This window comes from Agreia sp. Leaf244 (assembly GCF_001422695.1).
GTDB lineage: Bacteria > Actinomycetota > Actinomycetes > Actinomycetales > Microbacteriaceae > Agreia.
Map to the genome: position 1 here is coordinate 575245 of NZ_LMLX01000001.1, position 24372 is coordinate 599616.

Consider the following 24372-nt stretch of genomic DNA (forward strand, 5'->3'; position numbering starts at 1 on the left):
ACAACTCGCTCGACGCTGTCGCGCCGGGGTTCCAGAGTGGCACTACTCAGTGAGAAAGCACCGAACCGGCCACCCGACACACGTCTACACCCACCGCGAATGTGCAAAAAGCGTCGGTCCTCTTCGCCGATACGGGCAGAAACTGCACAGTCGAGCGACGGCGGTCGTCAGACGGCGCCCGTCAGCGGGGAAGCGGCGGCGGATCGTCGAGAAGGTCCGCGGTCGGTGTGAAGTACAGCGAGCCCGTGACCGCGGTCGAGAAGTCGAGGATGCGGTCGTAGGTGCCCTCCGGGTCGCCGACGAACATGTTCTTCAGCATGCGCTCCGTGACCGCCGGAGTCTTCGCATAGCCGATGAAGTAGGTGCCGAACTCGGCCTCTCCGATGCGGCCGAACGGCATGTTGTCGCGCACGATCTTTTCTTCGTTGCCATCGGCATCCGTCAGCACGGTGAGCACCGTGTGGGCGTTCGGGGCCTTCTTCTCGTCGGCCTGCTCGACGTTGTTCGCCTTGCCCCGACCGATGGCCTGCTCCTGCTGCTCCACCGTGAGCAGGTTCCAGGCCGTGAGGTTGTGCAGGTACTTCTGCACGACCACGTAGCTGCCGCCCACGAACTGCGGCTCGTCGTCGCGCACGATCACGTTCTGCATGGCGAGGGCGCCCGTCGGATTCTCTGTGCCGTCGACGAAGCCGAGCAGGTCGCGCTCGTCGAAGGACTTGAAGCCGTGCACCTCGTCGACCACGGCGGCCGGCCCTCCGAACCGCTCGACGAGCAGGCTCGCCAGCTCGAAGCAGAGGTCCATGCCCTGGGCGCGGATGTGGAACAGGATGTCGCCGGGCGTCGAGACCGAGGAGTGCACCACTCCATGGAACTCCGGCAGAACGTGCAGCTCTTTCGGGCGAGGTCCGTCGAAGAGCCGCGACCAGGCATCCGACCCGATCGACGTGATGCAGGTGAGCAGGCTGCTCGGCACGCGGAAACCGACCGAGCGCACGAGCCCCGAGATGTCGCCGAGCGCGTCGTGAACCAGCTCTTCGCTACCGGGCGCGATAGTGAGCACCAGGAAGATCGCCGAGTCGCTCAGCGGATTGAGGATGGCTTGGGATGCGGGCAGCGGCTCGCCGCCGAGGGGATCGGTCACGCCCTCACGCTATCCGAGCGCACCAGCTGCGCGACTCGACGGATGTCGGAAATCAGCCCTCGGCGTCGAGCGGATGCGCGATCTCATCGCGAGGCATGCGGGCGATGAGCAGCGCGGCCACCGCGAAGAAGACGGGAACCACCCCGGCGACGAGGAAGGTGGGGGCCAGGCCCACCGCCTCGCCCACCGGCCCCGCGAGCGCCATCGACACCGGCATAAGTGCCAGCGAGATGAAGAAGTCGAGGCTCGAGACCCGCCCGAGCAGGTCGCGCGGCACTCGCCTCTGCAGCAGGGTTCCCCAGATGACCTGCCCTGCCGAGCCAGTGAACCCGACGATGAAGACCGCCACCGCCATGACCCAGAGCTCGTTCGTGAAGCCGATGATTGCGAGCGGAACGGAGCCGATTCCCCACGCCAGCAGCATCACTGTGAGGTAGCGGCGCGGCAGCCGGCGCGATGCGACCACGATCGATCCGATCGCGCCGCCCACGCCGAAGGCCGCGAGCACGAGCGCGAACGAGCCGGCCCCTCCCCCGGTCTGGTCGCGCACGGCGAACGGCAGAAGCACCTCGATGGGGCCGAGCAGCACGAGCACCCAGCCGAAGGCGAAGAGCAGCGTCGCGAACAGCCAGGGAGTGCGCACCATGTAGACGACGCCCTCGCGCATGTCTCGGTACATCGAGACCAGCGGATGCGCGGAGTCACCCGAGCGGTCGCGCGCGATGGGCACGCTGCGCATCACGACGAGGCCCGCGAGCGCGGCGAGGTGCACGACGACGATCACCGCGAATGCGGAGGGTGGCCCGCCGAGTGCGATGAGGCCGGCCGCGACAGCCGGGCCCGCGGCCTGCAGCGCGGCGGGGCGCAGCACCCCCTCGATGCCGTTGGCCGCGAGCAGGTCGTCGGCGGGGAGTAGAGCGGGCAGGATGGCGGAGTAGGCCGGATAGAAGAAGCCCTCCCCGATGCCGAGCAGCGCGGCTGCGACCACGAGGTGCCAGAGTTCGAGCGACCCCGCGAGCGCGAGCGCGGCCACTGCGGCCATGCTCACTAGCTTGACGCTCTCGATGCCCACGAGGATCAGGCGCTGCGGCACGCGGTCGGCGACGACACCGCCGATGAGGGTCGCGCCGACCATGCCGATGCTCGTGGCCGTGGCCGTGATCGAGAGCTGCAGCGGGCCGCCCCCGAGCTCGATGACCTGCCACACCAGGGCGACCAGCCACATGCCCCCGCCGAAGAGCGACAGGGTCAGCGCACCGAAGAGCAGTCGGTACTGCCCTGTGGCGAAGGGCCTCACGGCGCGGGGAAGCTGTGCCATACGTCCACGCTAGGGCGCGCGCGACGTCCGCGCCACGTCGGCGCATCCGCGCCCGGACGGCCGGGGGCGCACGCTCCCAGAGGGCGCGGATGCCGATGCGTCAGACTGGATGCATGGCCTCCGCTCGCACGTTCACGCCCGAGAGACTCTTCCGCGTCTTCGCCCTGCTCGAAACCATCACCTGGACGCTGCTCATCGTGGGCATGATCCTCAAGTACGCGGTCGGTGTCGGCGACTGGCCCGTGTCGATTGCCGGCTTCATCCACGGTCTGATCTTCATCGCCTACGCGCTGCAGGCCGGCGTGGTGGCCGTGAACCAGCGGTGGCACCTCGGCCTCGCGACTCTGGCCGTCGCATCCGCCGTCGTGCCCTACGCCACCATTCCGGTGGAGCGCTGGTTGGCCCGACGCGGCAGCCTCGAGGGCGGATGGCGCACGGATGCGACGGACGACCCCCGAGACGCGCGCCCGCTCGACCGCGCCTTCCGCTGGGCGCTGCAGCGGCCCATCCCCTTGGCTGGAGGCCTGATCGTGGCTCTCGTCGCGATCATGGCGACGCTGCTCTTCATCGGTCCGCCCGGCGGCGAGGCCTGATCGGCGAGGCGCAGGGCACACAAAAAAGCGGCCCGCTTTCGCGAGCCGCTTTCGTGTTGTATCTCTGTGCGCCCTAAGGGATTCGAACCCCTGGCCTTCTGATCCGTAGTCAGACGCTCTATCCAGCTGAGCTAAGGGCGCAGGTCAAGACCAGATGAAATCTTAGCACGCCTTTTAGAGCCCTTCTGCACAGCGTCCGTGATCAGCGGGCCGTGGCCAGTTCCGGCTCGGCGTTAGTCGAGATGCGAGGCAGCTCGACCTCGTTCTCGACCTCCACCTTCACGCCGGCCCGGAAGTGCCCGATCACCGCCAGCGCGAGGCCGACCGCGGCCCACCCGGCCACAACCAACCACGGGAACGTCGTGGGTGCATCCGGGAAGTACGACAGGTCGCGCAGCAGCGTCGCGCCCGCTCCCGGCGGGAACCACTGGCCGACGAGCCCCCACGGCTGCGGCAGGAACTCCAGGGGCTGAGTCGCGGCCGAGATCGGGTTGGCGATGAGCAGGAAGAGCACCGGGCCCACGGCGATTCCAGCGCGGCCGACGAGAGAGGCGACCCCTACGATCGTGGCGCTGACGGCGAGCAGGGTGAGCGCGATCGCCCCGGCGTTCACGAGGTAGTCGCCCTGCAGCGCACCGAACCAGCCCTGCAGAATGCCCGCGAGCGCAAAGCCGGCGACGACCACGTAGACGGTGATGGCCACGACGCGGCGCCAGGCGCCGACGATCAGAATGGATGCGAGGATGCCGCCGAGCATGCCGCCGAGCGTCAGCGGGAAGGCGGCCGCAGTGAGCCCCGCGCCTCGTGGATCGGTATCGGCCAGAGGCACGACATCGGTCGCCGGCACGGAGACCGGCTCGGGGAGGGTCACGCCCTGGGCTGCGAGTGCGGCGTTCAGTTGCGCGGCGAGCTTCGGCGCGATGCCCGTGAGCAACTGGCTCACGATGGGGCTGGCGGCGGACGAGGTGAGAACCTCGGGAGCATCGCCGAGGACGATCGCGCCGTAGACCTCGCGCGTCTCGATCTGCGAGACGGCGTCGGCCCGGTCGGAGGCGTCAACGAAGGCGAAGGTATCGGGGGCCGACTCGGCGAGAGCGTCCTCGACCTGCTGCACCGCGGCATCCGGACCCGCCACGGCGAGGGGAACGCTCTTGACGGCGGAGGTGACCGAGGGCCAGGAGAACGCCATGACCATGACCGAGACGACGATCGCCAGAACGACGCCAATGCCGGCGATGCGCTTCCAGGGAGTAGGGGGTGGGGCGATACGGGTGCTGCGTGCGCTGCTCATGAGGACCGTCGATTCTTAAAAAGTTCGGGGAACAAAACAGAATGTTCGTTCTTTATAAGAATGAGTCACCGATAGGATCGTTGTCAAGGAACGTTCGTTCTTTTTTATTCGACGCAGGAGAGGCCCGATGCCCAAGGTCACAGAGCAGTACCGCGAGGCGAAGCGCGACCAGATCACGGAGGCGGCGCTGCGCTGCTTCGCCGCCAAGGGGTTCGGCGCATCGATGGCCGACATCATCGCCGAATCCGGGCTGTCGGCGGGCGCGATCTACGGCCACTTCGCCGGCAAGGCCGAGGTCATGCAGGCCGTGGCGGTGAAGGTGATGGGCAGCCGCATCGAAGACATGCAGAACCTGCGATCCCGGGACCGCATCCCGTCGCCCGGCGAGGTGCTCACGCGCATCCTGACCGGGCTCAGCGACGATGTGGCCGACACCGGCCTGCTGCTGCAGGTCTGGGGCGAGTCGGTCACCGACCCGAGCATCCGCGAGCTCGTCGACGTTGTCTTCGGCGAGCTCCGGGCCAGCTACCTGCAGCTCTTCACCGACTGGGCGAAGTCTGAGCGCGGCCTCGGCGACGTCGAAGCAATCGAGTACGCGACGAGGCTCACATCGGTCGCGGTGGGCCTGGGACAGGGATACATCGCGCAGTCCGCGCTGTTCCGTGAGTTCGACGGCCCCGCGTACCTGGCGATGGCGCGCGAGCTCCTCCCCCACTGAAGGAGAACCGCTCCCGTCGACCGCGAACGAGTTGCACGAAATGGCCGCCTCCCCGTGAAGGGAAGCGGCCATTTCGGGCAACTGGGCGCGATGCGCCCCGGGCGAGCGGCTAGCGCGAGCGCTGCAGCGAGATGATGCCCGTCGGGAACCGGTCGCGGTTCGAGACGAAGACCGTTCCCTTCGTCGGATCGACCGACACCCCGTAGACCTTATTGCCGTAGGTCGTCGCAGAGTAGTTCGCGATCTGGGTGAGGTCGCCCGCGTTCAGCACGAGAACTCCGCTCTTCTCGAAGGCGTCGGTCATGTGTCCGATGTACAGCCGCTGCGCGACCGGATCGACCGCCACCGAACGCAGATCCGGCGCCGCCACCTGAAGCGTCTGCAGCAGCGAGTAGTCGACGGTCGAGTAGACCCGAACGCCGTCCACACCCGACGTGTCCTCGCTGGTGACGTAGAGGCGCTTCGTCGTGGGGTCCACGGCGATTCCATGCGACTTCCACGACGTCGCCGAGGTCGTCGCGACGGTTTCGATCTGGGCGCCGGTGACGGCATCCATGACCTGGAAGCCCGTGCCTCGGGTCGCACCGTACACGCGGCCCGCCTCGAGATCGACGTCGATGCCGCGCACGTTCGCCGAGAAGGCGAACGGTCCGCGAACGATCGCGTCGGTCTTCACGTCGAGCACGGCCCAGGCCGCACCATAGGCGACGTAGAGCTCACCCTTCGCCGTGTCGAGCGCGACGTCTCGAACGCCCTCGGCCTCTCCCCCGGCGATGGAGTGCGTCTTCACGACGGTGTCGGTCGCCGGATCGATCTCCAGCACCCGGGCCGGCCGCTGCTCGTTGCCCACGAAGAGGTGCCCTGTGGTCGGGTCGACCACCGAGCCGACCGGCTTCACGTCGAGATCGGCGTTCGCGGTCTGCGACGGGATCGCTCCTAGCGCGGTCGGCGCGTAGGTGAGTCCGGTGGGCGGCCCCTCCGGGTCGGTCGGGTCCGTCGGGTCTGTCGGGTCGGTCGGATCGGTCGGATCCGTGGGGTCGGTCGGGTCGGTCGGGTCGACCGGCGTTCCGCCGTTCCGGATGCTGATGGTCACCGCGACCGAGGTCAGTTCCGACCCGGGCGGGTTCAGCCTGAAGTCACGGTTCGACGCGAACACCCGCTGGTGCTCCTCATCGACGGAGATGCCGTAGACGTCCTTTCCGTACTTCGGATCGGCCAGGTCTGCCAGAACTTTTCCGGTCTTCGCGTCGTGCACGGAGAAGCCGCCGGTTCCCGCCGCCGTGCCCGTGTAGGCCACGTAGATGAGACCGTGGGTCGAGTCGACGTCGAGCTGGCGAGCGTTCGGCCTCGTGGGCTGCTCCCAGAGCTGGGCGAAGTTGTTCTTCACGTCGAACGCGGCGATGTTCTTCACGTCTGCCGTCTCCTCGAAGAAGGCCGCGGTGACGCGGCCGCCCTCGGGGTCGGCGGCCACGTAGTAGGCACCGGCCGTTCCGTTGATGACGCCGATCGACTCACCGGTCTGGGCGTCCAGAACCTCGACACCCCGCGAGGGGATCGCGCCGTAGACGTAACCGTTGACCGGGTCGACATCGATGGAGCGGTTCGACTGCACGAAGGGGAACGGGCCCCGCACGACCTGGCCGTACGTCGCATCCGCCGTCGACACCACGACCCAGTTGGTGTTCTGCTGGCCGACATAGAGCAAGTCGTTCGCGTCGTCGATTCCGATGTCGCGGATGTTCTCGGGCAACGTCATCTGACGAACGATCGTGTCGGTGTTCGGATCGATCTCGAAGATCGTGCGGCCGTTCTGGTCACCCAGGAACAGGTGGTCGCGCTTCTCCGAGTACGCCGAGCCCGCGGGCAGCTGCGCCGCCGGCTTCGCGACCGAGACGACCTGACCGGCCGGCGAGTAGTCGAAGCCCTGCTCGACGATCCTCTCTGACACGGTGACCGCCGCCGCCGACGTTTCCGATCCGGGCGGGTTCAGCCTGAAGTCGCGGTTCGACGCGAACACTCTCTGGTGCTCCTCATCGATCGAGATGCCGTAGACGTCTTTGCCGTACTTCGGATCGGCGAAGTCGCCGAGCCGCTTGCCGGTGGCGATGTCGTGCACCGAGAATCCGCCGGTTCCCGCCGCCGTGCCCGTGTAGGCGACATAGACCAGACCGTGGGTCGAGTCGACGTCGAGCTGGCGGGCGTTCGGCCTCGTGGGCTGCTCCCAGAGCTGGGCGAAGTTGTCCTTCACGTCGAACGCCGCGATGTTCTTCACATCGGCCGTCTCCTCGAAGAAGGCCGCGGTGACGCGGCCGCCCTCGGGGTCGGCGGCCACGTAGTAGGCACCGGCCGTTCCGTTGATCACGCCGACCGATTCGCCGGTCTGGGCATCCAGAACCTCGACACCCCGCGACGGGATCGCTCCGTACACGTAACCGTTGACCGGGTCGACGTCGATGGAGCGGTTCGACTGCACGAACGGGAACGGGCCCCGCACGACCTGGCCGTATGTCGCATCCGCCGTCGACACGACCACCCAGTTCGAGTTCTGCTGACCCACGTAGAGCAGGTCGTTCGCGTCGTCGATTCCGATGTCGCGGATGTTCTCCGGCAGAGTCATCTGACGAACGATCGTGTCGGTGGCGGGATCCATCTCGAAGATCGTGCGGCCGTTCTGGTCACCCAGGAACAGGTGATCGCGCTTCTCCGAGAATGCCGATCCAGCGGGCAGCTGAGCGGCCGGCTTGGCGACGGACTTCAGGTCTCCGACGACGCGGTAGTCGACCGTGGTGGTCGGCTCCTCGGGCTCTTCTCCGCCCGGGTCGGGGTTGGGCTCGCAGCCGAGGCAGGGCTCCCCGCCGTTCTCGTCGATGACCTGCGGAACAGTGTCGTCGGTCACGGCCTTGCCGCTGTCGTTCTTCACGATGGTGAGGCCGTCGTAGTACTCGCCGTCGGCCGTGCGCGATTCGTAACGCAGCTTGTCGCCCGCCACGTCGATGAGCTGGTAGAGCTCGATTCCGCCGCCGAGCTTGCGCAGGTGCGCGCCGTTGTCGTTCCACAGGCGGGGGCCGGTGTTGTTGTACATCTTCGATCCCACGACCGACACCGCGTAGACGGGGCCGTCGTAGTTGAGGTCCTTGTTCCAGCTCACGGGGTTGCCGAGCTCCGACTCGTCGGAGTTTCCGCGCCCGTAGGCGTGGTCGTGGCCCTGCAGCACGAGGTCGACGTTGTGGCTCTCGAAGAGCGGCACCCAGGCATCCCGGATCGCGCGATTGTTGCGCCCCTCGTCGAGCGAGAAGACGGGGTGGTGGAAGTACACCACGGTCCACTTGTTGGGGTTTTCGTCGAGGGTCTTCTCGAGCCAGGCGGTCTGCACGGCCAGGGCAGCGGCATCCGTGATGTTGCTGTTGAGCGAGATGAAGCGCACGCCCTGGTAGTCGCTGTAGTAGACGGTGCCGTCGAGCAGCGCCTCGACCTCGGCCGGGCCGGATGGACCGTTCTCGGGGTAGGCGAACTGGGCCTGCCACTGCTTCGACAGCGCTTCGCCCTCGTACTCGTGGTTGCCCGCGGCGGCCAGGAAGTTCTGCGTTCCGAACTGGTAGCCGGCGGCGTCGAACACCTCGCCCCACTGGGTGTCGTTGTTCGCCTCGTCGATCAGGTCGCCCGCCTGCAGCACGATGCTGGCGTCGGGGCGGTCGCGGAAGGCGTTGCGGATGACACGCGAGGCGTCGGACTTGATGCCGTTCTGCACGTCGCCGAGGTAGATGAACGAGAAGTCGTCGGGGGTGGCCGACGCCGTCGTGAAGTGCTGCCACTCGCTGTAGTTCGTTCCGTCGCCGACGCGGTACATGTACTGCGTCGACGGGGTCAGGCCCGTGAACTTCACCGTGTGGAACGCCTCGTCGTAGCCCTTGTCGGTGGGCACCGTCGTTGTCGACGATGCCGCGACGACCGTGTAATCGTCGGTGTAGGGCTTGGCCGTGGCGACGCGGATCTGCGCCTGCGCCTGGGCCGCCGTGACCTTGGTCGAGGTGCGCCAGGTGACCGCCTGCGAGTTCGAGAGGTCTCCCGAGGGTGTGAGCACGAGGCGGTCGGGCACGCTGGTCGGGCCGTACTGCTCGATCGGCGTCGCCGTGGCGGCCTGTGCCGCCTCGGAGGTCGAACCGAGCGGAACGAGCAGGGCTCCGGCCAGAACCGCCGCCGTGATGGCGACGCCCCTGCGGAAGCCCGACCCGAACCGGGATGACGAGGTCGTCATGGGAGTGGAACCTTTCGGTGGTCGTGTGGCTCGGGTGCTTCGGGGTGTCGGTGCGGTCGAAGCGGGGGCACCGGATGCGCGGGGTCCCGCGCCGGTCGCGATCATCGGGCGCCGCCCGTCGCGTGGCGGCGGCGGCTCACGAAGACGAGTCCGAGGGCTCCGACGAGGAGCAGGGCTCCCGCGGCGGAGATCGCGGACCCGACCCAGGATGCGCCGGTGTTCGCCAGGTCCTTCACTCCGGTGCTCGGGGCGCCGACCGCCAGCACGGTGAGGTCGGCCGTGGTCGTCGCGCCCGACTCGAGGCCGCGAAGCACGATCGTGTGCTTTCCGATGGGAGCTCCGGCCGGGATGTGCGCCGTGTAGAGCACCGCGCCGGAGGCGTCGGCCTTCGTGTAGCCGAGGGTGATCGGGTCGGAGTGCAGCACGATCTCCATGTCCTCGTTCGGCTTGAAGCCCGATGCCTTCATGGACACCGATCCTCCGGCCGCGACGCCTGTGGCCGAGAGCTCGAGTGCCGACGGGGTGTAAGTCGGTTCGGTCGGCGGGGTGGTCGGACCGCCGGTCGGGGATGTCGTGGGTCCCGTCGTCGGCTCGGTCGTCGGTTCCGTAGTCGGCTCGGTCGTGGGCTCCGTGGTCGGCTCGGTTGTGGGCTCCGTCGTCGGCTCCGTCGTCGGTTCCGTGGTCGGCTCCGTCGTCGGCTCCGTCGTCGGCTCGGTCGTCGGCTCCGTCGTGGGCTCCGTCGTGGGCTCTGTCGTCGGCGGGGTGGTCGGCGGTGTCGTCGGCTCCGTCGTCGGCTCGCCCGACGGGATCGTGACCTCGGGCAGCTCGGGCGCGTTGATCGTGGTGCGGGCGGAACCCGGACCCGAGTCGCGCGGGGTCAGGTCGTCGGTCACGAGCTTGGCTCCGTCGTCGGACTTGGTGATCGTGAAGCCGTCGAACAGCTCGCCGGTGACCTTGCGGCTCTCGACGTGGATCTCATCGGCGGTGACATCGACCGTCTGGTACATCTGCGTGTAGCCGTTGGTGCTGCGGAGGTTCGCGCCGTTCGTGATCCAGTTGTTTGTCGCCAGATCATCCGGAACATACATCTTCGGACCGGCGATGGTGACCATGTAGACCGGGCCGGTCTGGCTGGTCTTCGGGTCGGCGCCCGCCGGCAGGTTCTGCTCGTTCGCGAACAGGTTGCCGCGCCCGTAGGCGTGGTCGTGGCCCTGCAGGACGAGGTCGACGTTGTGCTTCTCGAAGATGGGAAGCCACGCCTCGCGAAGTGTCTTGTTGTCGCGTCCGCTCGTCACGGAGAAGACCGGCTGGTGGAAGGCGACGACGGTCCACTTGTTGGGGTTCTCTGTCAGAACCTGGTCGAGCCACGCTGTCTGGGCATCCAGCTCGGGGCCGTTGATGACCGACGCGTTGAGTGAGATGAACCGCACGCCCTGGTAGTCGGTGAAGTAGACGTTTTCGCTGAACGCCGCCTTGAGCTCGGGGGTCGGGGCCGGCCCGTTCTCGGGGTAGGCGAACTGGGCCTTCCAGTAGCGGCTGAGCTGCGGGCCCGGGTAGTACTCGTGGTTTCCCGGGGCGGCGATCACGTTGAGGTAGGCGTTCTCAAAACCGGCGGCCGAGAACCATTCGCCCCACTCGGCATCCGCGACATCGGTGTCGATGAGGTCGCCGAGGTGCACGACGGCCTTCGAATAGGGGCGGGCCTCGTAGGCGGCGCGGAACGTGCGCGAGGCGTACGACTTCACGTCGTTCTGGGCGTCGCCCTGCACGAGGAACGAGAACGGCTCGTTCGAGGCGGCGGCCGTGGCGAACTCGAACCACTCGCTCCAGGTCTCCCCGTCGCCCACGCGGTAGAGGTACGCGGTGTCGGGCGTGAGCCCCGTCATCAGGGCCGAGTGGTACTTGATCTTGTAGCCCAGGTCGGTGGCCATCTCGACGGTGCTGGCCGCCGTGATCGTGGTCGACGAGGTGATCGGGCCATCCGTCATCGTGGCCAGCTGAACCTGCGGGGTCGTGACGTCGAGCGAGGTGCGCCACGACACGTTCTGCGTGGTGGCCGGCGTCTCAGAGGGGGTCAGGATGACGCGGTCGGGCACGGCTGACGCGACGTGGATCAGTGCCGGCGCGACGGGCGGCGGTGCGAGTCCGCCGCCCGCGGCCGAGGCGATGCCGCCGCCGAGTGCCATGAGCGCGAGCGAGGCGGCGACCGTGGCCGCGATCACCCCTGTGCGTCGGGAGCGCGTCGAGAGCGCGCGCGAGAATACGTCGATTTTCATCCTTGTGGATGCCCCTCAGTGATTGCCCCGGCATGGCCGGGATGTGCAGGAATGCCGAAAACTGACGAAAGGTCAGCCGGACTCTGCGAATCTATCGACGGGTGCGGGGCTGGCGGCGAACGGGGGGATCCGTTCGTCTATTGTTCAGAAGAGGCCACGAGAATTGCGTTTTCCGACACCCGTAGCTGGGTTTATCGACATTTTCGGCTTTGGCACCGAGCTCCACTATGGGCTATAGCGTCTGAGTGAACGTCCGGTCTGACCGGACGCACGTGAGGTGCAGAGAATGGCCCTTCGTCGGCCACCGGAAGGGCCGTTCTCTGCACCTCGACCGCGACGCTCCGCTTGCAGGCGTCTGCTGCGATCAGGTGTGTCAGGGTGTCAGCCCTGATCCTCGGCGACCACGTTGAACAGCCACGTCACCCCGAACCTGTCGGTGAGCATCCCGAAGCCCGCCGACCATGCAGAGGCGGCCAGCGGCTCGACGACCGTGGCGCCGTGATCGAGCGCCGCCCAGTAGCCGGTGGCCTCGTCGAGGGTCTCGGCATTGAGGGCGATGAAGAAGGACTGGTCGGTCACGGTCGTGCCGTTCTCGCGGTGCGTCGAGCCCGTCGCAGGGCCCGCGCCGGTGCCGGGCACGTCGTAGGCCATGACCGTGAAGCCGTCGGGGGCGACGACCTGGCCGAACACGACCTTGTCGGTGTCGGGCAGACCCGCGGGCATGCCGAACTCTCCGTAGGTGCGCGCGAAGCTCCGACCGCCGAAGGCCGTGGCGTAGAACTCGAGGGCGGCTCGGGCGTCGCCGCGGAAGTTGAGGTGGATGACGGGGGTAGCGGACATGGTGTGCTCCTTTGTGGGTTGGTGAGATCAGCGTCTCAGCGGTTCCGGTCAGAGAACGTCCGCTTTGTGCGAGAGGATGACACCATGCCGTCCGCGTCCTCCCCCTCGACGTCGAAACGCCTGCTCGCGCTGCTGTCGTTACTGCAGTCGCGGCGCGACTGGCCCGCCCCCGTGCTCGCCGGGCGGCTCGAGGTGAGCGAGCGCACGGTGCGGCGGGACATCGACCGGCTGCGCGAACTCGACTACGTGATCGACGCCACGCGCGGCCCCGACGGCGGCTATCGGCTCGGGGCGGGAAGCCAGCTGCCTCCCCTGCTCTTCGACGACGAGCAGGTGATCGCCTTGGCACTGGCCCTGCGCACGGCGGGCGGCCTCGGCGCAGGAATCGATGAAGCCGCCGACCGGGCCCTCCGCACGGTGAGTCGTCTGATGCCCGAAAGACTGTCGCACCGAGTCGCGAACCTCGTCGACACGGTCGGCCCGGTCGTCGCCCGCGGCTCGGTGCAGACAGACCCCGCGGTTCTCCTGAGTATCGGCGAGGCCATCCGCACCAGGCGCGAGTTGCGCTTCGACTACGCGACTCCCGACCGGGCGGCAGACGCCGCCGCCCCAGCCGCACGCTCGGTCGAACCGCACCACCTTCTCGCGCACAATGCCCGCTGGTATCTGATTGCATACTCGCCCGCCGAAGACGAATGGCGCATCTATCGAGCTGATCGCATCACTCCCCGCACCCACACGGGGCGCTCGTTCACCGCCAGATCGGTTCCCGGTGGCGACCCCGCGCGCTATCTGTCGGCACGTTTCAAGGGATCGTCCGGCCCGACTGCCGAAGACGTCTGGCCGTGCACGGGAACGGCCACCATTCATGGACCTCTGTCGCGGATCGCGCCCTACGTCGCCGACGGATCGGCGGAGGCTATCGGCACAAACCGCTGCAGGGTGCGGCTCGGCTCCTGGTCGTGGGAGGCCCTGGCCGCCGAGTTCTGCCGCTTCACCTTCGACGTGAGCGACGTCGAACCGCCCGAGCTGCGCGCGGCCTTCACCTCGATCGCGGAGCGCACGAGGCGCGCGGGAGCCGGCGAGGGCTTGGGCAGCTAGCGCGACACGTCTTCGAGACGTGATCGACAGCATCCGGATGTCGCCGCCGACGATTCAAAGCGAGCTGACAGCAGCACTGCCGGTGGCGGTGGGGCTGTCGGACTACGGTCATCGATGTGTCGAGAGAAGGGCAGTCGATGTCTGTTGTGCGTCGGGAATGGCCGATCGCCGTGGTGATCGTGATGGCCCTCTTCACTGTCGGCGCCCTCGTCGGAGTCGGAATCGCAGGACGGCCCGGGCATCCGCTGCCGACCGCGCGGGGCATCCAAGATCTCTCGGCCACCGCGGCACCGAGCACGTCGCCACCGGCGTCGTCATCGTCGTCGCAGAGCGTATCGTCGACGACCGAGACCGACACGGACTCGAACACGGACTCGAAGTCGGTCGTCGTAGCGATCGGAGACTCGATCATGGACGGCCACGGCCTGAAGCCGAGCCGGGCCTGGCCCGAACTGATCGGTCAGGCCACCGACTGGCAGCTCACCGATCTGGCCAGCGACGGCACCGGCTTCACTGCGGTCGGAGACGACGGCGACACATTTCAGGACGAGGCCGTCGAGGCCGTGGCGCTGCATCCATCGATCGTGATCATCGCCGCCAGCAGCAACGATCTCGGCGAAGACCCCACCGAGGTCTCCGACGACATCACCGCGACGATGTCCTACCTTCGCGATTCGCTTCCGGATGCGCAGATCATCGCGTTCAACGCCTTCTGGGGTGCGGATGCGCCGCCGCCGGAGCTGGCGGCGCTGGATTCCGACCTCGAGTACGCGTCGGCGTCGGTCGGCGCCCACTATCTCGACATCGGTCAGCCGCTCGCCGGTCGGCCCCAGCTCATGCAGTTCGACGGAGTGCACCCGACTGCCCGAGGCCTCGTAGTGCTCGCGGCGGCGATCGCAGCGGCCATCCGCGAAGACACGGCGGCGGCGACCTGAGAGATCCCGATGACGTGGGTGTCACCCACATCAGACACCGCGCTCGCCCGCCAGAAGCCGCTCGAACAGCTCGTCGTAGGTCACGCGCACCTGCTCCCATGACGCAGTCATGTCGATGCGTGCTGGGTCATCGATGGGCAACGCATAGCCCGCCTGGGCGTGGGGCACCGGGTCGCCCGGCAGAACGAGGGTCTGGATGTAGGCGCCCGTGTCGGCGGTGAAGGTCAGCGTGTGCGACGCCACGTTGCGGCCCCAGTCATCCGACGGCCACGAGAGGAATGAGACGTGCCGAGGTGGTGCACCGGCCCCGAGCGCGGTCGCCGACACGTAACTGCCGTAATGCTCCTCGCCCGGAGAGAGGATCTTGTAGGAGCCGTTGTCGAGGTAGATGAGCAGCGCTTCGGGAAAGGGCTTGGGGCCGTACATAGCGGTGTACCGGAATGCCTGCGCGAAGATCGGCTTGCCGAGCGGCACCGCGATCGACGAGGTGGCCGCCTGCGGCGCTCGCGCCACGGAGGTGTTCTGCTCGGTGGCGTTCTGCTCGGCGGCGGCACCCGCCCGGTGCTCGCTCGGCGGCGAGCACGGCACCGCGGCCTCAGAACCCGCCGGGATATGGGACAGGAAGAGCAACTCCGCCTCCTCCTGACCCGTGCTGCGTGCGATGTGGGCGATCGCGGGCTGCTCGAGGAGCGGCGTCGCGATCTCGAAGACGGTGTCGCGATCTTCGGTGGAGTGGATGATCGCACCGCGCAGCAGAAAGCCGGTCTGCCAGCCATCGTGATAGTGCCACCCTGTCGACGTTCCGCCGGGCAGGACCACTCGGCGCACTTCGAAGCGACTTCCGTCGGGCCTCGAGATGCTGGCGAGAATGTCTGTCGACGGCGATTCCTGTTCGCTCATGAACGCTCCCTGCTCTCCTTCGCGACGAGGCTGCGTCGTCGACCACGGGGCCGCTGTTGGCGGGCAGTTCATTTTCGGGCGCCGGGCTGTCCGCAGCCTGAGACAGCAGCCCCATAAGCACTCGACAGCGGATAGTGTGCATGGCCATGACGTCACGTTTTCTTGATCGCCGACATGCTCACGGCGGCTCCGCCGGCGCAGGCGCGAATGGTGAGGGAGGCCACAGGCCAGGCCGTCGGTGGATTGTCACCGCGGTCGTTGCAGCGGCGCTGTTGGTGGGCGTCTACGTCTTCGCGGTGCTCACGCCGTGGGGGCAGCAATGGGAGAACTCAGCCCTGACGGGCTCCGGCCGGGCCTCGCCCGAGGAAGAGGCCCAGGCTCTCGACAGCCTTGCGGCAATTCAGGTCTGGTCTCTAGCGGGTGCCCTGATCGCGCTGGCGTCGATAGGCCTGCTCAGGCGTCAGATACTCACGACAATCGTCGCCCTCGCAGTTGTTCTCGGCGGCGCCGTCGGGACAGAAGTGCTTAAACGCTGGATTCTGCCGCGCCCCGACCTCGTGTCGACACCTGTGGACCTCCTCGACAACAGCTTTCCGAGCGGACACACGGCCATCGCGATGACGACGATGGTGGCGGTGTTTCTCGTCGTGCCGTACAGATGGCGTGGCTGGGCGATGTTCGTCGTCATGACGTGGGCGACCAGCATCGGGCAGTACACGGTCACCGCACACTGGCATCGGCTGTCGGACACCGTCGGCGCCGATCTCATCGCCTTGATCCTCGGCAGCATCGCGGCCTATTTGCTGCACCGACGAGGGCTTGTGCGCGTCGTCGACCAGCGTCGATACGGTGGACGTGTGGTCTACGTCGTCGTTGCGTCGATCCTGGGGCTCATCTCCCTGGCGCTCGGAGCACTTCTGGCATGGGTGTCGATCGACCAGGAGATCTCCGGCGGGTCCGGCGATCACAATGCGTTTCTGGCCACCCAGGTGTTGGCGGGCGCCTTTTCGACGGCCGCGGCCCTCGTCTACTGGGCAACGTGGCACCGGCTCGAGATCGCCGGCCCGAGCCAAAGCCTGCGCTGAGGTGCGGAGTATGGTCGCAACCCGGCGACGGGATGCGGCAGAATTCCGCACCTCAGTGACAGGCGCCCCTGCGGATACACAAAAACCCGCTTGGCCACGTAGGCCCAGCGGGTTTCACCGAGTAATGAACATCAGTGCGGAGACGGAGGGATTTGAACCCTCGGTGGGGTTTCCCCCACTCCACCTTAGCAGGGTGGTGCACTAGGCCGGACTATGCGACGTCTCCTTGGCTTGCGCCTCAGCAATCATAGCCGACGTCGGCCGAATGTCTCTCTTCGGCCCGATCGATCAGTAGTCGAAGCCCTTGCTGCAGGTGTATTCGGCAGCCGATTGGCCCGTGATGCTCTTCGGCAGGACGGTGGCAGAGGAGTCCCGCGCCGCGGCGTCCGCAATGTCGGCAGGCGCGGCGGAGTCAGCGGCAGGCGCACCGGCGTCTGGTGCAGCGGCATCGCTCGATGCCGCCTCGGTCACGGCCGGAAGAGCATTCGGATCGATCTCCGCGCCGAGCCCCGTGTTGCCCGCCTCGGCGACGATCGACTCGTCTGCGCGGATCGCCGCGAACATCTCCTCGGCGTCTGCCGCATTCGGCTGCACCTTGCCTGCGTACACACCAGACCCGCCGGTCGTTCCCGGGTAGGCGTAGAACCCGATGTCTTCGAGCGGAATGTCTTTGAGGGCGAGCGCGATCGAGACCATCGTGTCGGGCGAGCTCAGACTGGTCGAGATCTGCATGTTGCCGGTGGCGGCCTTCGCGAGCCCGTAGAGCTTGGTCACGTCGGTGAGGGTCTCGGTGCTCTTCACCGTGCGCACGAGCGACGACAAAAAGACCTGCTGCGAGCTGATGCGCCCGAGGTCGCTTCCGTCGCCCACCCCATGCCGTGTTCTCAAGAACTGCAGCGCGTCCATGCCCTGCAGCTGGTGCGTGCCCGGGGTGAGGTGCGTATTGGTCCACTCGTCGTCGATCGGCGACGACACGCACACGGGGACGCCGCCCACCGCATTCGACATCTCGATGACGCCGTTGAACTGCACCTCGGCGGCGAACGGAATCGTGAGCCCGGTGAGCTTCTCGACGGTCAGCACGGTGCACGGCAGCCCGCCGTAGAGCAGGGTCACGTTGATCGGCTGCGCCGACATCGCCTCACTCGTGCCGCCCTGGCCGTCGGGACACTCGGGGATCGACACCACGAGGTCGCGGGGAAAGCTGATGACCGAGGCGCTGGAGTGATCCTGCGAGATGTGCAGCAGCATGGTCACGTCGTTGAGATTCGAGGTCTCGTCGCCGTATGCCTCGCCCTGGCCCTCGCGGCTGTCGCTGCCCACGAGCAGCAGGTTCACTCCCCCATCGATAGCCGCGATGTTCGGCGGCGGAGCGTCCGACTCCTCACCGGCGAGGGCGACGACGGTCAGGTCCTTCCGCACGTCCCAGGTGGCGATCGCCGCGAGCGAGACACCGCTCACCAGCACCACTGCGAGAACCAGCCCGACGGCTCTGAACAGCTCCGCGAAGATTGTTCCCGTGCGCTGACGCCCGTGACGAATGGCCGAGGGTCGAGGCGCGGGCGTGCGTCGACGCGACGAGGCTGCACTCATTCGGGTCCTTTCACGCCCATGGTTTCGGGTCCATGGTCATCGGGGTGGAATGCGCGGAGGGCTAGGGATTCGAACCCTAGAGACATTTCTGCCCACCAGTTTTCAAGACTGGCTCCATCGGCCGCTCGGACAGCCCTCCTTGCCCGGCAGAACCGAACAAGCCACGATTCTAACCGAACCGCATCCACCGATGGGTTCGGAACGAGCACGGCGCCCGTCAGAACGGGCGAAGGGCGACGGCCAGGCCGTCGTCGTGCACGGATGCCGTCACCTCGCTGGCCACGGCCAGCACGTCGTCGGGCGCCTGGCCCATGGCCACGCCGCGGCCGTGCGCGCCGGCCCAGGTGAGCATGTCGATGTCGTTGCGTCCGTCTCCGATGGCGAAGACGCGATCGCGCGGAATGCCCAGCGCTTCGCGCACGCGCTCGAGGCCGGTGGCCTTGTTCACGCCGTCGGGGGCGATGTCGAGCCAGGCGGTCCACCCGATCGCGTAGCTCACGCGGTGCAGTCCCATGCGCTCGACGAGGGCCAGAAAGTCCTCCATGTCGTGGTCGGGAGAGATCACGACGACCCGGGTGGCCTCGATGTCGAGCAGCTGCTCGAACGGCACGGCCCGGCTGCCCACGTCGGCGACGGAGACGGGGAACGCGCCGTAGTAGCAGAAGTTGCCCTCCTCGTCTTCGACGGCGAAGCTGGCCTCCGTCAGGTGCGAGCGGATCTTCGTGAGCACCGGCCCCGGGTTGAACGTCTCGACGAACTCGCGGCTATAGCCGACCGGGGCGGTGGGATCGCGCTTGAGCGTGATCGCCCCGTTGGAGCACACCACGTACTCGGGCGTGATCGACAGCTGATCGAGCACGGGCAGCGTCGACGCGACCGACCGCCCCGTCGCCAGCATGATCTCGTGGCCGAGCGCCGACACCCGGGCGACCTCGTCGCGAACGGCGTCGGTCAGGGTGCCGTCCTCGTAGATGATGGTGCCGTCGATGTCGAGCGCCAGCAGCCAGCGATCAGCGGATGCCGTGGGCTGGGCGGATGCGTCGGGCCCGCTCGCGGAGTCGGTCACTTCGGTTCGATTCTCTCGACCCCGTTGAGGTACGGGCGCAGAACCTCGGGCACGATCACCGAGCCGTCGGCCTGCTGGTGGGTCTCGAGGATCGCGACGATCCAACGGGTCGTCGCCAGGGTGCCGTTGAGCGTCGCGACGGGGGCCGTCTTTCCGCTCTCGGTGCGGTAGCGGGTGTCGAGCCGGCGCGCCTGGAACGTGGTGCAGTTCGAGGTCGAGGTGAGCTCGCGATACGAGCCCTGGGTGGGAATCCACGCCTCGATGTCGTACTTGCGGGCGGCCGATGAGCCGAGATCGCCGGCGGCCGTGTCGATGACGCGGTAGCTGAGCCCCAGGTCCTGCATCATCTGCTCCTGGTACGACACCAGGGCGAGGTGCTCGGCCTCGGCGTTCTCGGGCAGCACGTAGCTGAACATCTCGAGCTTGTTGAACTGGTGCACGCGCAGGATTCCGCGGGTGTCTTTTCCGCCCGAGCCGGCCTCGCGTCGGTAGCAGGTCGACCAACCGGCGTAGCGCTTCGAGCCGCCCTCGAGGTCGAGGATCTCGTCGGAGTGGAAGCCCGCGAGCGCCACCTCGCTCGTGCCCGTGAGGTAGAGGTCGTCGGCGGGCAGGTAGTAGATCTCGTCCGAGTGCTCGCCGAGGAATCCGGTGCCGGCCATGATCTCGGGCCGCACCAGCGTCGGAACGATCAGCGGGACGAACCCGTTCTTCTCTGCCCGGTCGAGCGCGAGCGTCATCAGGGCGAGCTCGAGGCGCGCGCCGATTCCGGTGAGGTAGTAGAACCGCGCACCCGAGACCTTGGCTCCGCGAGCCAGGTCGAAGATGCCGAGCGTCTCGCCGAGCTCGACGTGGTCTTTCGGCTCGAAGTCGAATGCGGGGCGGTCGCCCACCTCGCGCAGCGTCACGAAGTCGTCTTCGCCGCCGGCGGGCACGCCGTCGATGATCGGGTTGGCGATCTGCCGCACGATCGTCGTGAACTGGCCCTCGGCATCCGTCGCCCGCTGGCTCGCGGCCTTGACCTCGGCGGCCAGCGACTGGGCCTCGGCGACCAGCGCCTTCTTCTCGTCTTTGGCGGCCTGGGCCACCTTCTTGCCGAACGAATTCTGGGTCGCGCGCAGGTTCTCGTACTCACCGATGGCGGCTCGCCGCGCGGCGTCGGCAGACAGGGCCGCGTCGACGAGGTCGACGGAATCGCCCCTCGCCGCCTGCGATCGGCGGATGACATCGGGATTTTCGCGCAGCAGTACGGGATCGATCACCGTTCAAGCCTACCTTTCGTCGCACGCGCGCCCGGGTCGCCGACGGTGAACAAGACGGTAGCTTTACACTCGTGGCCACTATCGAGGAACCCGCGCAGCCCCAAAGGGCCGCTGTCGTGTACAACCCGATCAAGGTCGACGTCTCGAAGCTGCGCGCCGAGGTCGACAGGGCCGCCGCCACGGCCGGGTTCGACAAGACCCTCTGGTTCGAGACCACGATCGACGAAGCCGGCCAGAAGCTCACGCGACAGGCCGTCGAGCAGGGTGCCACCGTGGTCATCGCGGCCGGCGGAGACGGAACGGTCAGGGCCGTCGCCGAGGGACTCCGCAACACCGGTGCAGCCCTGGGCCTCCTGCCGAGCGGCACCGGCAACCTGCTGGCGCGCAACCTCAACATGGGCGTTCCGCACACCGAGAGGGCGCTCGGCATCATCTTCGCGGGAAAAGACCGCGTCATCGACCTCGGCCTCGCCGCGATCACCCGACCCGACGGCGATGTTCAGGAGCACGTGTTCCTCGTGATGGCCGGCCTCGGCCTCGACGCCAAGATGATCGCCAACACCAATTCGCGCCTCAAGAAGGCCGTCGGATGGCTGGCCTACGTCGATGGCGTGGGTCGGTCGCTGCCCGAACTGCACCCGGTGAAGTTCCGCTTCTCGATCGACGGCTCCCCCTTCAAGTCGACCTCGGCGCACACCGTGATGGTCGGCAATTGCGGGGTGCTGCCCGGCGGCGTGCTCCTCATTCCGGATGCCCGGCTCGACGACGGGGTGCTCGACATCATGGCGTTGCGCCCCGAGGGCCCGTTCGGCTGGCTCAAGGTGTGGAACAAGATCGCGTGGGAGAACGGGGTGCTGCGCAAGTCGGCGGCCGGTCGCAAAATCATCGACCTGTCGAAGGACGTTCGCTCGGTCACGTACCGCACCGGCAAGGACCTGCAGCTGGTGGTCGCAGAGCCCGAGGAGTTCCAGCTCGACGGTGACGAGTTCGGTGAGGTCACTGCGGTTCACAGCTGGGTCGAGCCCGGCGCGCTGCGCGTGAGGGTGCCCGCGTAGCTTGCGTCTCAGGCGGAGGTACGCAGATTGCTCCTCCGCGTTGGAACGTTTCAATGTACGATCGTGTCATCAATGGCGACGAACGAGAGGCATCCGATGCACGACCACCTGGCCCAGAGGATCGTGGACTACATCCACACCAGCAGCGACCAGATGATGCGACCGCCCACCGGCATCCTGCGTCACCCCTACACGGTTCCGGCCACGGCGGACTCGGCCTACTACTCGTCGACGCTGTGGGACTGGGACTCCTGGTTCATCAGCGTCGCACTCGGTCAGGTCGAGGCCGACATCGACGAGCGGGGCCGTTTCCGCGAGTACGAGGAGGGCGTCATTCTCAACTTCCTCGATCACACCGATGAAGACGGCGTGATGCCCATTCTGTTGACACCGGATGGCCCGATGATCCACGGCGATCCGTCGCGCGCGGCCGGTTTCTCAGAGAACATGCACAAGCCGATCGTCGCCCAGCATTCGGCCCTGCTCTCGCAGCGCTCCGGCAGTATCGCCTGGGTGACAGACCACCTCGACGCGATCGAGACCTACCTGCGACGCTATCTTGAGAGCCATGTCGACGAGGCCACCGGGCTCGCCTACTGGCAGAGCGATTTCGCGATCGGCGTCGACAACGACCCATCGGTGTTCTACCGCCCGGCCAAGAGCACCGCATCGATCTACTTGAACTCCCTGCTCTACCGCGAGCTCCTCGCGTTCGGCTATCTGCTCGAGGAGGCTGGCCGTGTGAAAGAGGCGAATGTCTGGCGCGGCTACGCACAAGACCTCGCCGACGCCGTGAACCTGCACTGCTGGGACGAGCGCGACGGCACCTACTACAGCGTCGACCTCAACCTGCGCCCGATCGACCCGGAGGACTGGCTGCACCGCGGCGCCCCACGAACCTGGAACTCACTGCTGCTGCGCATCGACAGCTGGTCGAGCTTCATGCCCATGTGGGCGGGCTTCGCGTCGCAGGAGCAGGCCGAGCGCATGCGGCAGAGGTACCTCGAACCGCGCACCTTCTTCGCCAACTACGGCGTGCGCACCCTCTCGAGACTCGAGAAGCAGTACAACCTGCGGGCATCCAACAACCCGTCGAACTGGCTCGGACCCATCTGGGGTGTGAGCAACTACCTGGTGTTCCGCGGCCTGCAGAAGTACGGGTTCGAGGCCGAGGCGACCGAGCTGGCCGAAAAGACCGTGCTGCTGTTCGGGCGCGACCTCGAGCGCACCGGCAGCATGCACGAGTTCTACAATCCCGACAACGGAGAGCCGATCATGACGAAGGGGTTCCAGAACTGGAACTTCCTGGCGCTCAACATGATCGCCCACCTGCGCGGTGAGACGGCGATCACCGAGTTCTAACAGCGGGCCTTACGAGTCCTCGGGCTCGCCAGAGATAACGGCACGCAGCCAGTCGCGCGCCTCGATGAACACGTCGTCGTCGTAGCGCGGAATGTACTCGATGGGAGCCTTGTCGGCGCGCGGGTACGAGCCGAGGAAGATCACTTTCGGGCTGAAGCGGCGCACACCGAGCAGCGAGTCCGCCACCCGCTCGTCGAGGATGTGCCCGTCGGCATCGATCACGAAGCGGTAGCGGCCGAGGGCGTCGCCGATCGGCCGGGACTCCAGCAGGCTCATGTTCACCCCGCGGGTCGAGAACTGCTCGAGCAGCTCGAGCAGCGAACCGGCCCGGTCGTCGGGCAGCTCGACGATGAGGCTCGTCTTGTCAGCGCCTGTGCGGGGCGGAATCTCCGTGGTCCTGCTCACCAGCACGAACCGGGTGACCGCGTTGTCGTTGTCGCCGATGTTCTCGGCGAGAACGTCGAGGTCGTAGTGATCGACGATTCCCGGGGGCGCGACGGCCGCGTCGGCCAGGTCGTTGTCGAACAGCGAGGCGGCGGCCGCGACATTCGACGTGGCCGGGATGTGGCCGTGGCTCGGCAGGTTGGCGTCGAGCCAGTGGTGGCATTGGGTATAGGCGACCGGATGCGCGTTGACGACCTTGACGTCGGCCAGCGTCGTTCCCGGGCGGGCAACCAGAACGAACTGCACCTTCACGAGGTACTCGCCCACGATGCGCAGGTTCGGGATGTTCGCCAGCGCATCCTGGGTCGCGCTCACCCCGCCCTCGATCGAGTTCTCGATCGCGATCATCGCTGCGACACTGCGTCCGGAGACGACGTCGTCGAGCGCCTCCCCCACGTTGTTGACGCTCCGCCAGATCTTGCCCCGGGCATCCGGAACCTGCGCGAGGGCCGCCTCGGTGAACGTGCCCCGCGGGCCCAGGTAGCTGTAGCTCTCGGAGGCGGCGGCGGGCTCGGGTGCATCGGACATGGCTCAGAGCCTATTGGACACTCCCCGCGGGGGACTGCGGAGACCCTGTTGCGGAGACCCTGTCGCAGCGGCCCGCGCCTGCGGCACACTGGTCGCTATGACCACACTGCCAGAGGGTTGGAGCGACTTCTTCGTGGCGACGACGGGCGCCGGCGCGGCACTGGCGGGCCTCATCATCGTGGCCATGACGGCCAACATCAAGATGATCATCGGCATCCAGGGCATGACGTCGCGAGCCGGAGCCACCATCGGCTCGCTCACGCTCATCGTGGTCGCCGGCGCCGTGGCTCTCATCCCGGGCCAGGGCGCCCTGTTCGTCGGTCTTGAGATCCTGGTCGTCTCGGTGGTGGTGCTCGGCATCAATCTCGACTCCGCCTGGAGAGTGGTGCAGGCGTCGAGACGGCCCGACTACGCTTCCGGCCCGCCGGCACCGAAGATCGCCCTCGCTCTGGCCCAGATCGCGCCGTTCCTCGTGGGTGCGGTCATGCTGCTCACCGGCGACTGGTCAGGGCTCTACTGGGTGGCGGGCGGCATGATTGTGGTGTTCATGGCGTCGGTGCTGAACGCCTGGATCCTGCTCGTGGAGATCCTGCGCTGACAGCCGAGGCTCGG

At 67.3% G+C, this 24372-nt stretch carries 19 protein-coding genes and 3 tRNA genes; 8 read left to right on the forward strand and 14 right to left on the reverse strand.

The genetic code is table 11. The features are described from left to right. Positions 1 to 181 precede the first annotated feature (181 nt). Both ASF06_RS02640 and ASF06_RS02645 read right to left on the reverse strand, forming a co-directional pair. Positions 182 to 1141 carry a Dyp-type peroxidase gene (locus tag ASF06_RS02640; RefSeq protein ID WP_082500654.1) on the reverse strand — a complete coding sequence of 320 codons (960 nt, stop codon included), beginning with the start codon at positions 1139 to 1141 and terminating at the stop codon, positions 182 to 184. A 52-nt stretch (positions 1142 to 1193) separates the two neighbouring features. After that, positions 1194 to 2459, reverse strand: coding sequence for an MFS transporter (locus tag ASF06_RS02645; protein ID WP_055942948.1), 1266 nt, complete (start codon positions 2457 to 2459; stop codon positions 1194 to 1196). Between the two features lie 113 nt (positions 2460 to 2572). On the opposite strand from ASF06_RS02645, the gene ASF06_RS02650 reads away from it, so the two are divergent. Next, positions 2573 to 3052 carry a DUF3817 domain-containing protein gene (locus ASF06_RS02650; protein ID WP_055924778.1) on the forward strand — a complete coding sequence of 160 codons (480 nt, stop codon included), beginning with the start codon at positions 2573 to 2575 and terminating at the stop codon, positions 3050 to 3052. A 67-nt stretch (positions 3053 to 3119) separates the two neighbouring features. Here ASF06_RS02650 and ASF06_RS02655 read toward each other — a convergent pair. Both ASF06_RS02655 and ASF06_RS02660 read right to left on the reverse strand, forming a co-directional pair. Continuing rightward, a tRNA-Arg gene (locus ASF06_RS02655) sits at positions 3120 to 3193 on the reverse strand. 61 nt (positions 3194 to 3254) lie between these two features. Beyond that, positions 3255 to 4343, reverse strand: coding sequence for a hypothetical protein (locus ASF06_RS02660; RefSeq protein WP_055942950.1), 1089 nt, complete (start codon positions 4341 to 4343; stop codon positions 3255 to 3257). 127 nt (positions 4344 to 4470) lie between these two features. On the opposite strand from ASF06_RS02660, the gene ASF06_RS02665 reads away from it, so the two are divergent. After that, positions 4471 to 5061: a TetR/AcrR family transcriptional regulator gene (locus ASF06_RS02665; protein ID WP_055942953.1), complete on the forward strand. Its 591-nt coding sequence runs from the start codon at positions 4471 to 4473 to the stop codon at positions 5059 to 5061. Between the two features lie 109 nt (positions 5062 to 5170). Here the strand turns inward: ASF06_RS02665 and ASF06_RS02670 are convergent, their stop codons facing one another. The 3 genes from ASF06_RS02670 to ASF06_RS02680 all read right to left on the reverse strand — a co-directional run bounded on the left by ASF06_RS02670 (position 5171) and on the right by ASF06_RS02680 (position 12432). Further along, the gene (locus tag ASF06_RS02670; protein WP_055942956.1) at positions 5171 to 9316 is read right to left on the reverse strand and encodes a metallophosphoesterase; all 4146 of its coding nucleotides are present in this window, start codon (positions 9314 to 9316) and stop codon (positions 5171 to 5173) included. Between the two features lie 101 nt (positions 9317 to 9417). Then, entirely contained in the window at positions 9418 to 11592 is a 2175-nt protein-coding gene (locus tag ASF06_RS02675; RefSeq protein ID WP_055942959.1) for a purple acid phosphatase family protein, read from the reverse strand. Positions 11593 to 11973: 381 nt separating this feature from the next. After that, a complete protein-coding gene (locus ASF06_RS02680) occupies positions 11974 to 12432 on the reverse strand; it encodes a VOC family protein (protein WP_055942963.1) in 459 nt (152 codons plus the stop codon). An 84-nt stretch (positions 12433 to 12516) separates the two neighbouring features. Between ASF06_RS02680 and ASF06_RS02685 the strand changes: the two genes are divergently transcribed. Then, the gene (locus ASF06_RS02685) at positions 12517 to 13533 is read left to right on the forward strand and encodes a helix-turn-helix transcriptional regulator (protein ID WP_055942966.1); all 1017 of its coding nucleotides are present in this window, start codon (positions 12517 to 12519) and stop codon (positions 13531 to 13533) included. 137 nt (positions 13534 to 13670) lie between these two features. Next, positions 13671 to 14468 carry an SGNH/GDSL hydrolase family protein gene (locus ASF06_RS02690; protein ID WP_082500656.1) on the forward strand — a complete coding sequence of 266 codons (798 nt, stop codon included), beginning with the start codon at positions 13671 to 13673 and terminating at the stop codon, positions 14466 to 14468. 30 nt (positions 14469 to 14498) lie between these two features. Here ASF06_RS02690 and ASF06_RS19955 read toward each other — a convergent pair whose 3' ends face one another. Then, entirely contained in the window at positions 14499 to 15368 is an 870-nt protein-coding gene (locus ASF06_RS19955) for a cupin domain-containing protein (RefSeq protein WP_235500867.1), read from the reverse strand. A 140-nt stretch (positions 15369 to 15508) separates the two neighbouring features. Between ASF06_RS19955 and ASF06_RS02700 the strand changes: the two genes are divergently transcribed. Then, positions 15509 to 16453, forward strand: a complete 945-nt coding sequence (locus ASF06_RS02700; protein WP_200920290.1) for a phosphatase PAP2 family protein — start codon at positions 15509 to 15511, stop codon at positions 16451 to 16453. 137 nt (positions 16454 to 16590) lie between these two features. Here ASF06_RS02700 and ASF06_RS02705 read toward each other — a convergent pair. The 5 genes from ASF06_RS02705 to serS form a co-directional block, all read right to left on the reverse strand. After that, positions 16591 to 16679 (reverse strand) — tRNA-Ser (locus ASF06_RS02705). 62 nt (positions 16680 to 16741) lie between these two features. Continuing rightward, positions 16742 to 18046 carry an LCP family protein gene (locus ASF06_RS02710; RefSeq protein WP_055942972.1) on the reverse strand — a complete coding sequence of 435 codons (1305 nt, stop codon included), beginning with the start codon at positions 18044 to 18046 and terminating at the stop codon, positions 16742 to 16744. A 54-nt stretch (positions 18047 to 18100) separates the two neighbouring features. After that, positions 18101 to 18185, reverse strand: a tRNA-Ser gene (locus ASF06_RS19340). A 78-nt stretch (positions 18186 to 18263) separates the two neighbouring features. After that, positions 18264 to 19112 carry an HAD family hydrolase gene (locus tag ASF06_RS02715; protein ID WP_055942975.1) on the reverse strand — a complete coding sequence of 283 codons (849 nt, stop codon included), beginning with the start codon at positions 19110 to 19112 and terminating at the stop codon, positions 18264 to 18266. Further along, positions 19109 to 20371 (reverse strand): serine--tRNA ligase, encoded by a 1263-nt coding sequence (serS, locus tag ASF06_RS02720; protein WP_055924803.1) that lies wholly within the window; start codon positions 20369 to 20371, stop codon positions 19109 to 19111. Before serS ends, ASF06_RS02715 begins: the two co-directional genes overlap by 4 nt. Before the next feature lie 71 nt (positions 20372 to 20442). Between serS and ASF06_RS02725 the strand changes: the two genes are divergently transcribed. Together ASF06_RS02725 and ASF06_RS02730 are read left to right on the forward strand one after the other, a co-directional pair. After that, the gene (locus ASF06_RS02725; RefSeq protein WP_055942978.1) at positions 20443 to 21426 is read left to right on the forward strand and encodes a diacylglycerol/lipid kinase family protein; all 984 of its coding nucleotides are present in this window, start codon (positions 20443 to 20445) and stop codon (positions 21424 to 21426) included. A gap of 72 nt (positions 21427 to 21498) precedes the next feature. Further along, a complete protein-coding gene (locus ASF06_RS02730) occupies positions 21499 to 22788 on the forward strand; it encodes an MGH1-like glycoside hydrolase domain-containing protein (protein WP_055942980.1) in 1290 nt (429 codons plus the stop codon). A 9-nt stretch (positions 22789 to 22797) separates the two neighbouring features. Here the strand turns inward: ASF06_RS02730 and pheA are convergent, their stop codons facing one another. Continuing rightward, positions 22798 to 23760 carry a prephenate dehydratase gene (gene pheA, locus ASF06_RS02735; RefSeq protein WP_055942983.1) on the reverse strand — a complete coding sequence of 321 codons (963 nt, stop codon included), beginning with the start codon at positions 23758 to 23760 and terminating at the stop codon, positions 22798 to 22800. A 97-nt stretch (positions 23761 to 23857) separates the two neighbouring features. Here pheA and ASF06_RS02740 point away from each other — a divergent pair, with 97 nt between their 5' ends. After that, positions 23858 to 24358, forward strand: a complete 501-nt coding sequence (locus ASF06_RS02740) for a hypothetical protein (RefSeq protein ID WP_055942985.1) — start codon at positions 23858 to 23860, stop codon at positions 24356 to 24358. Positions 24359 to 24372 lie beyond the last annotated feature (14 nt).

Excerpts from the sequence above, each read along its gene's own strand:
- ASF06_RS02710 (WP_055942972.1), bottom strand. The coding sequence starts at position 18,046 with ATGAGTGCAGCCTCGTCGCGTCGACGCACGCCCGCGCCTCGACCCTCG.
- ASF06_RS02700 (WP_200920290.1), top strand. The coding sequence starts at position 15,509 with ATGGCCATGACGTCACGTTTTCTTGATCGCCGACATGCTCACGGCGGC.
- ASF06_RS02675 (WP_055942959.1), bottom strand. The coding sequence starts at position 11,592 with ATGAAAATCGACGTATTCTCGCGCGCGCTCTCGACGCGCTCCCGACGC.
- ASF06_RS02690 (WP_082500656.1), top strand. The coding sequence starts at position 13,671 with ATGTCTGTTGTGCGTCGGGAATGGCCGATCGCCGTGGTGATCGTGATG.
- ASF06_RS02665 (WP_055942953.1), top strand. The coding sequence starts at position 4,471 with ATGCCCAAGGTCACAGAGCAGTACCGCGAGGCGAAGCGCGACCAGATC.
- ASF06_RS02680 (WP_055942963.1), bottom strand. The coding sequence starts at position 12,432 with ATGTCCGCTACCCCCGTCATCCACCTCAACTTCCGCGGCGACGCCCGA.
- ASF06_RS02670 (WP_055942956.1), bottom strand. The coding sequence starts at position 9,316 with ATGACGACCTCGTCATCCCGGTTCGGGTCGGGCTTCCGCAGGGGCGTC.
- ASF06_RS02730 (WP_055942980.1), top strand. The coding sequence starts at position 21,499 with ATGGCGACGAACGAGAGGCATCCGATGCACGACCACCTGGCCCAGAGG.
- ASF06_RS02740 (WP_055942985.1), top strand. The coding sequence starts at position 23,858 with ATGACCACACTGCCAGAGGGTTGGAGCGACTTCTTCGTGGCGACGACG.
- pheA (WP_055942983.1), bottom strand. The coding sequence starts at position 23,760 with ATGTCCGATGCACCCGAGCCCGCCGCCGCCTCCGAGAGCTACAGCTAC.
- ASF06_RS02685 (WP_055942966.1), top strand. The coding sequence starts at position 12,517 with ATGCCGTCCGCGTCCTCCCCCTCGACGTCGAAACGCCTGCTCGCGCTG.
- ASF06_RS02660 (WP_055942950.1), bottom strand. The coding sequence starts at position 4,343 with ATGAGCAGCGCACGCAGCACCCGTATCGCCCCACCCCCTACTCCCTGG.
- ASF06_RS02650 (WP_055924778.1), top strand. The coding sequence starts at position 2,573 with ATGGCCTCCGCTCGCACGTTCACGCCCGAGAGACTCTTCCGCGTCTTC.
- ASF06_RS19955 (WP_235500867.1), bottom strand. The coding sequence starts at position 15,368 with ATGAGCGAACAGGAATCGCCGTCGACAGACATTCTCGCCAGCATCTCG.
- ASF06_RS02645 (WP_055942948.1), bottom strand. The coding sequence starts at position 2,459 with ATGGCACAGCTTCCCCGCGCCGTGAGGCCCTTCGCCACAGGGCAGTAC.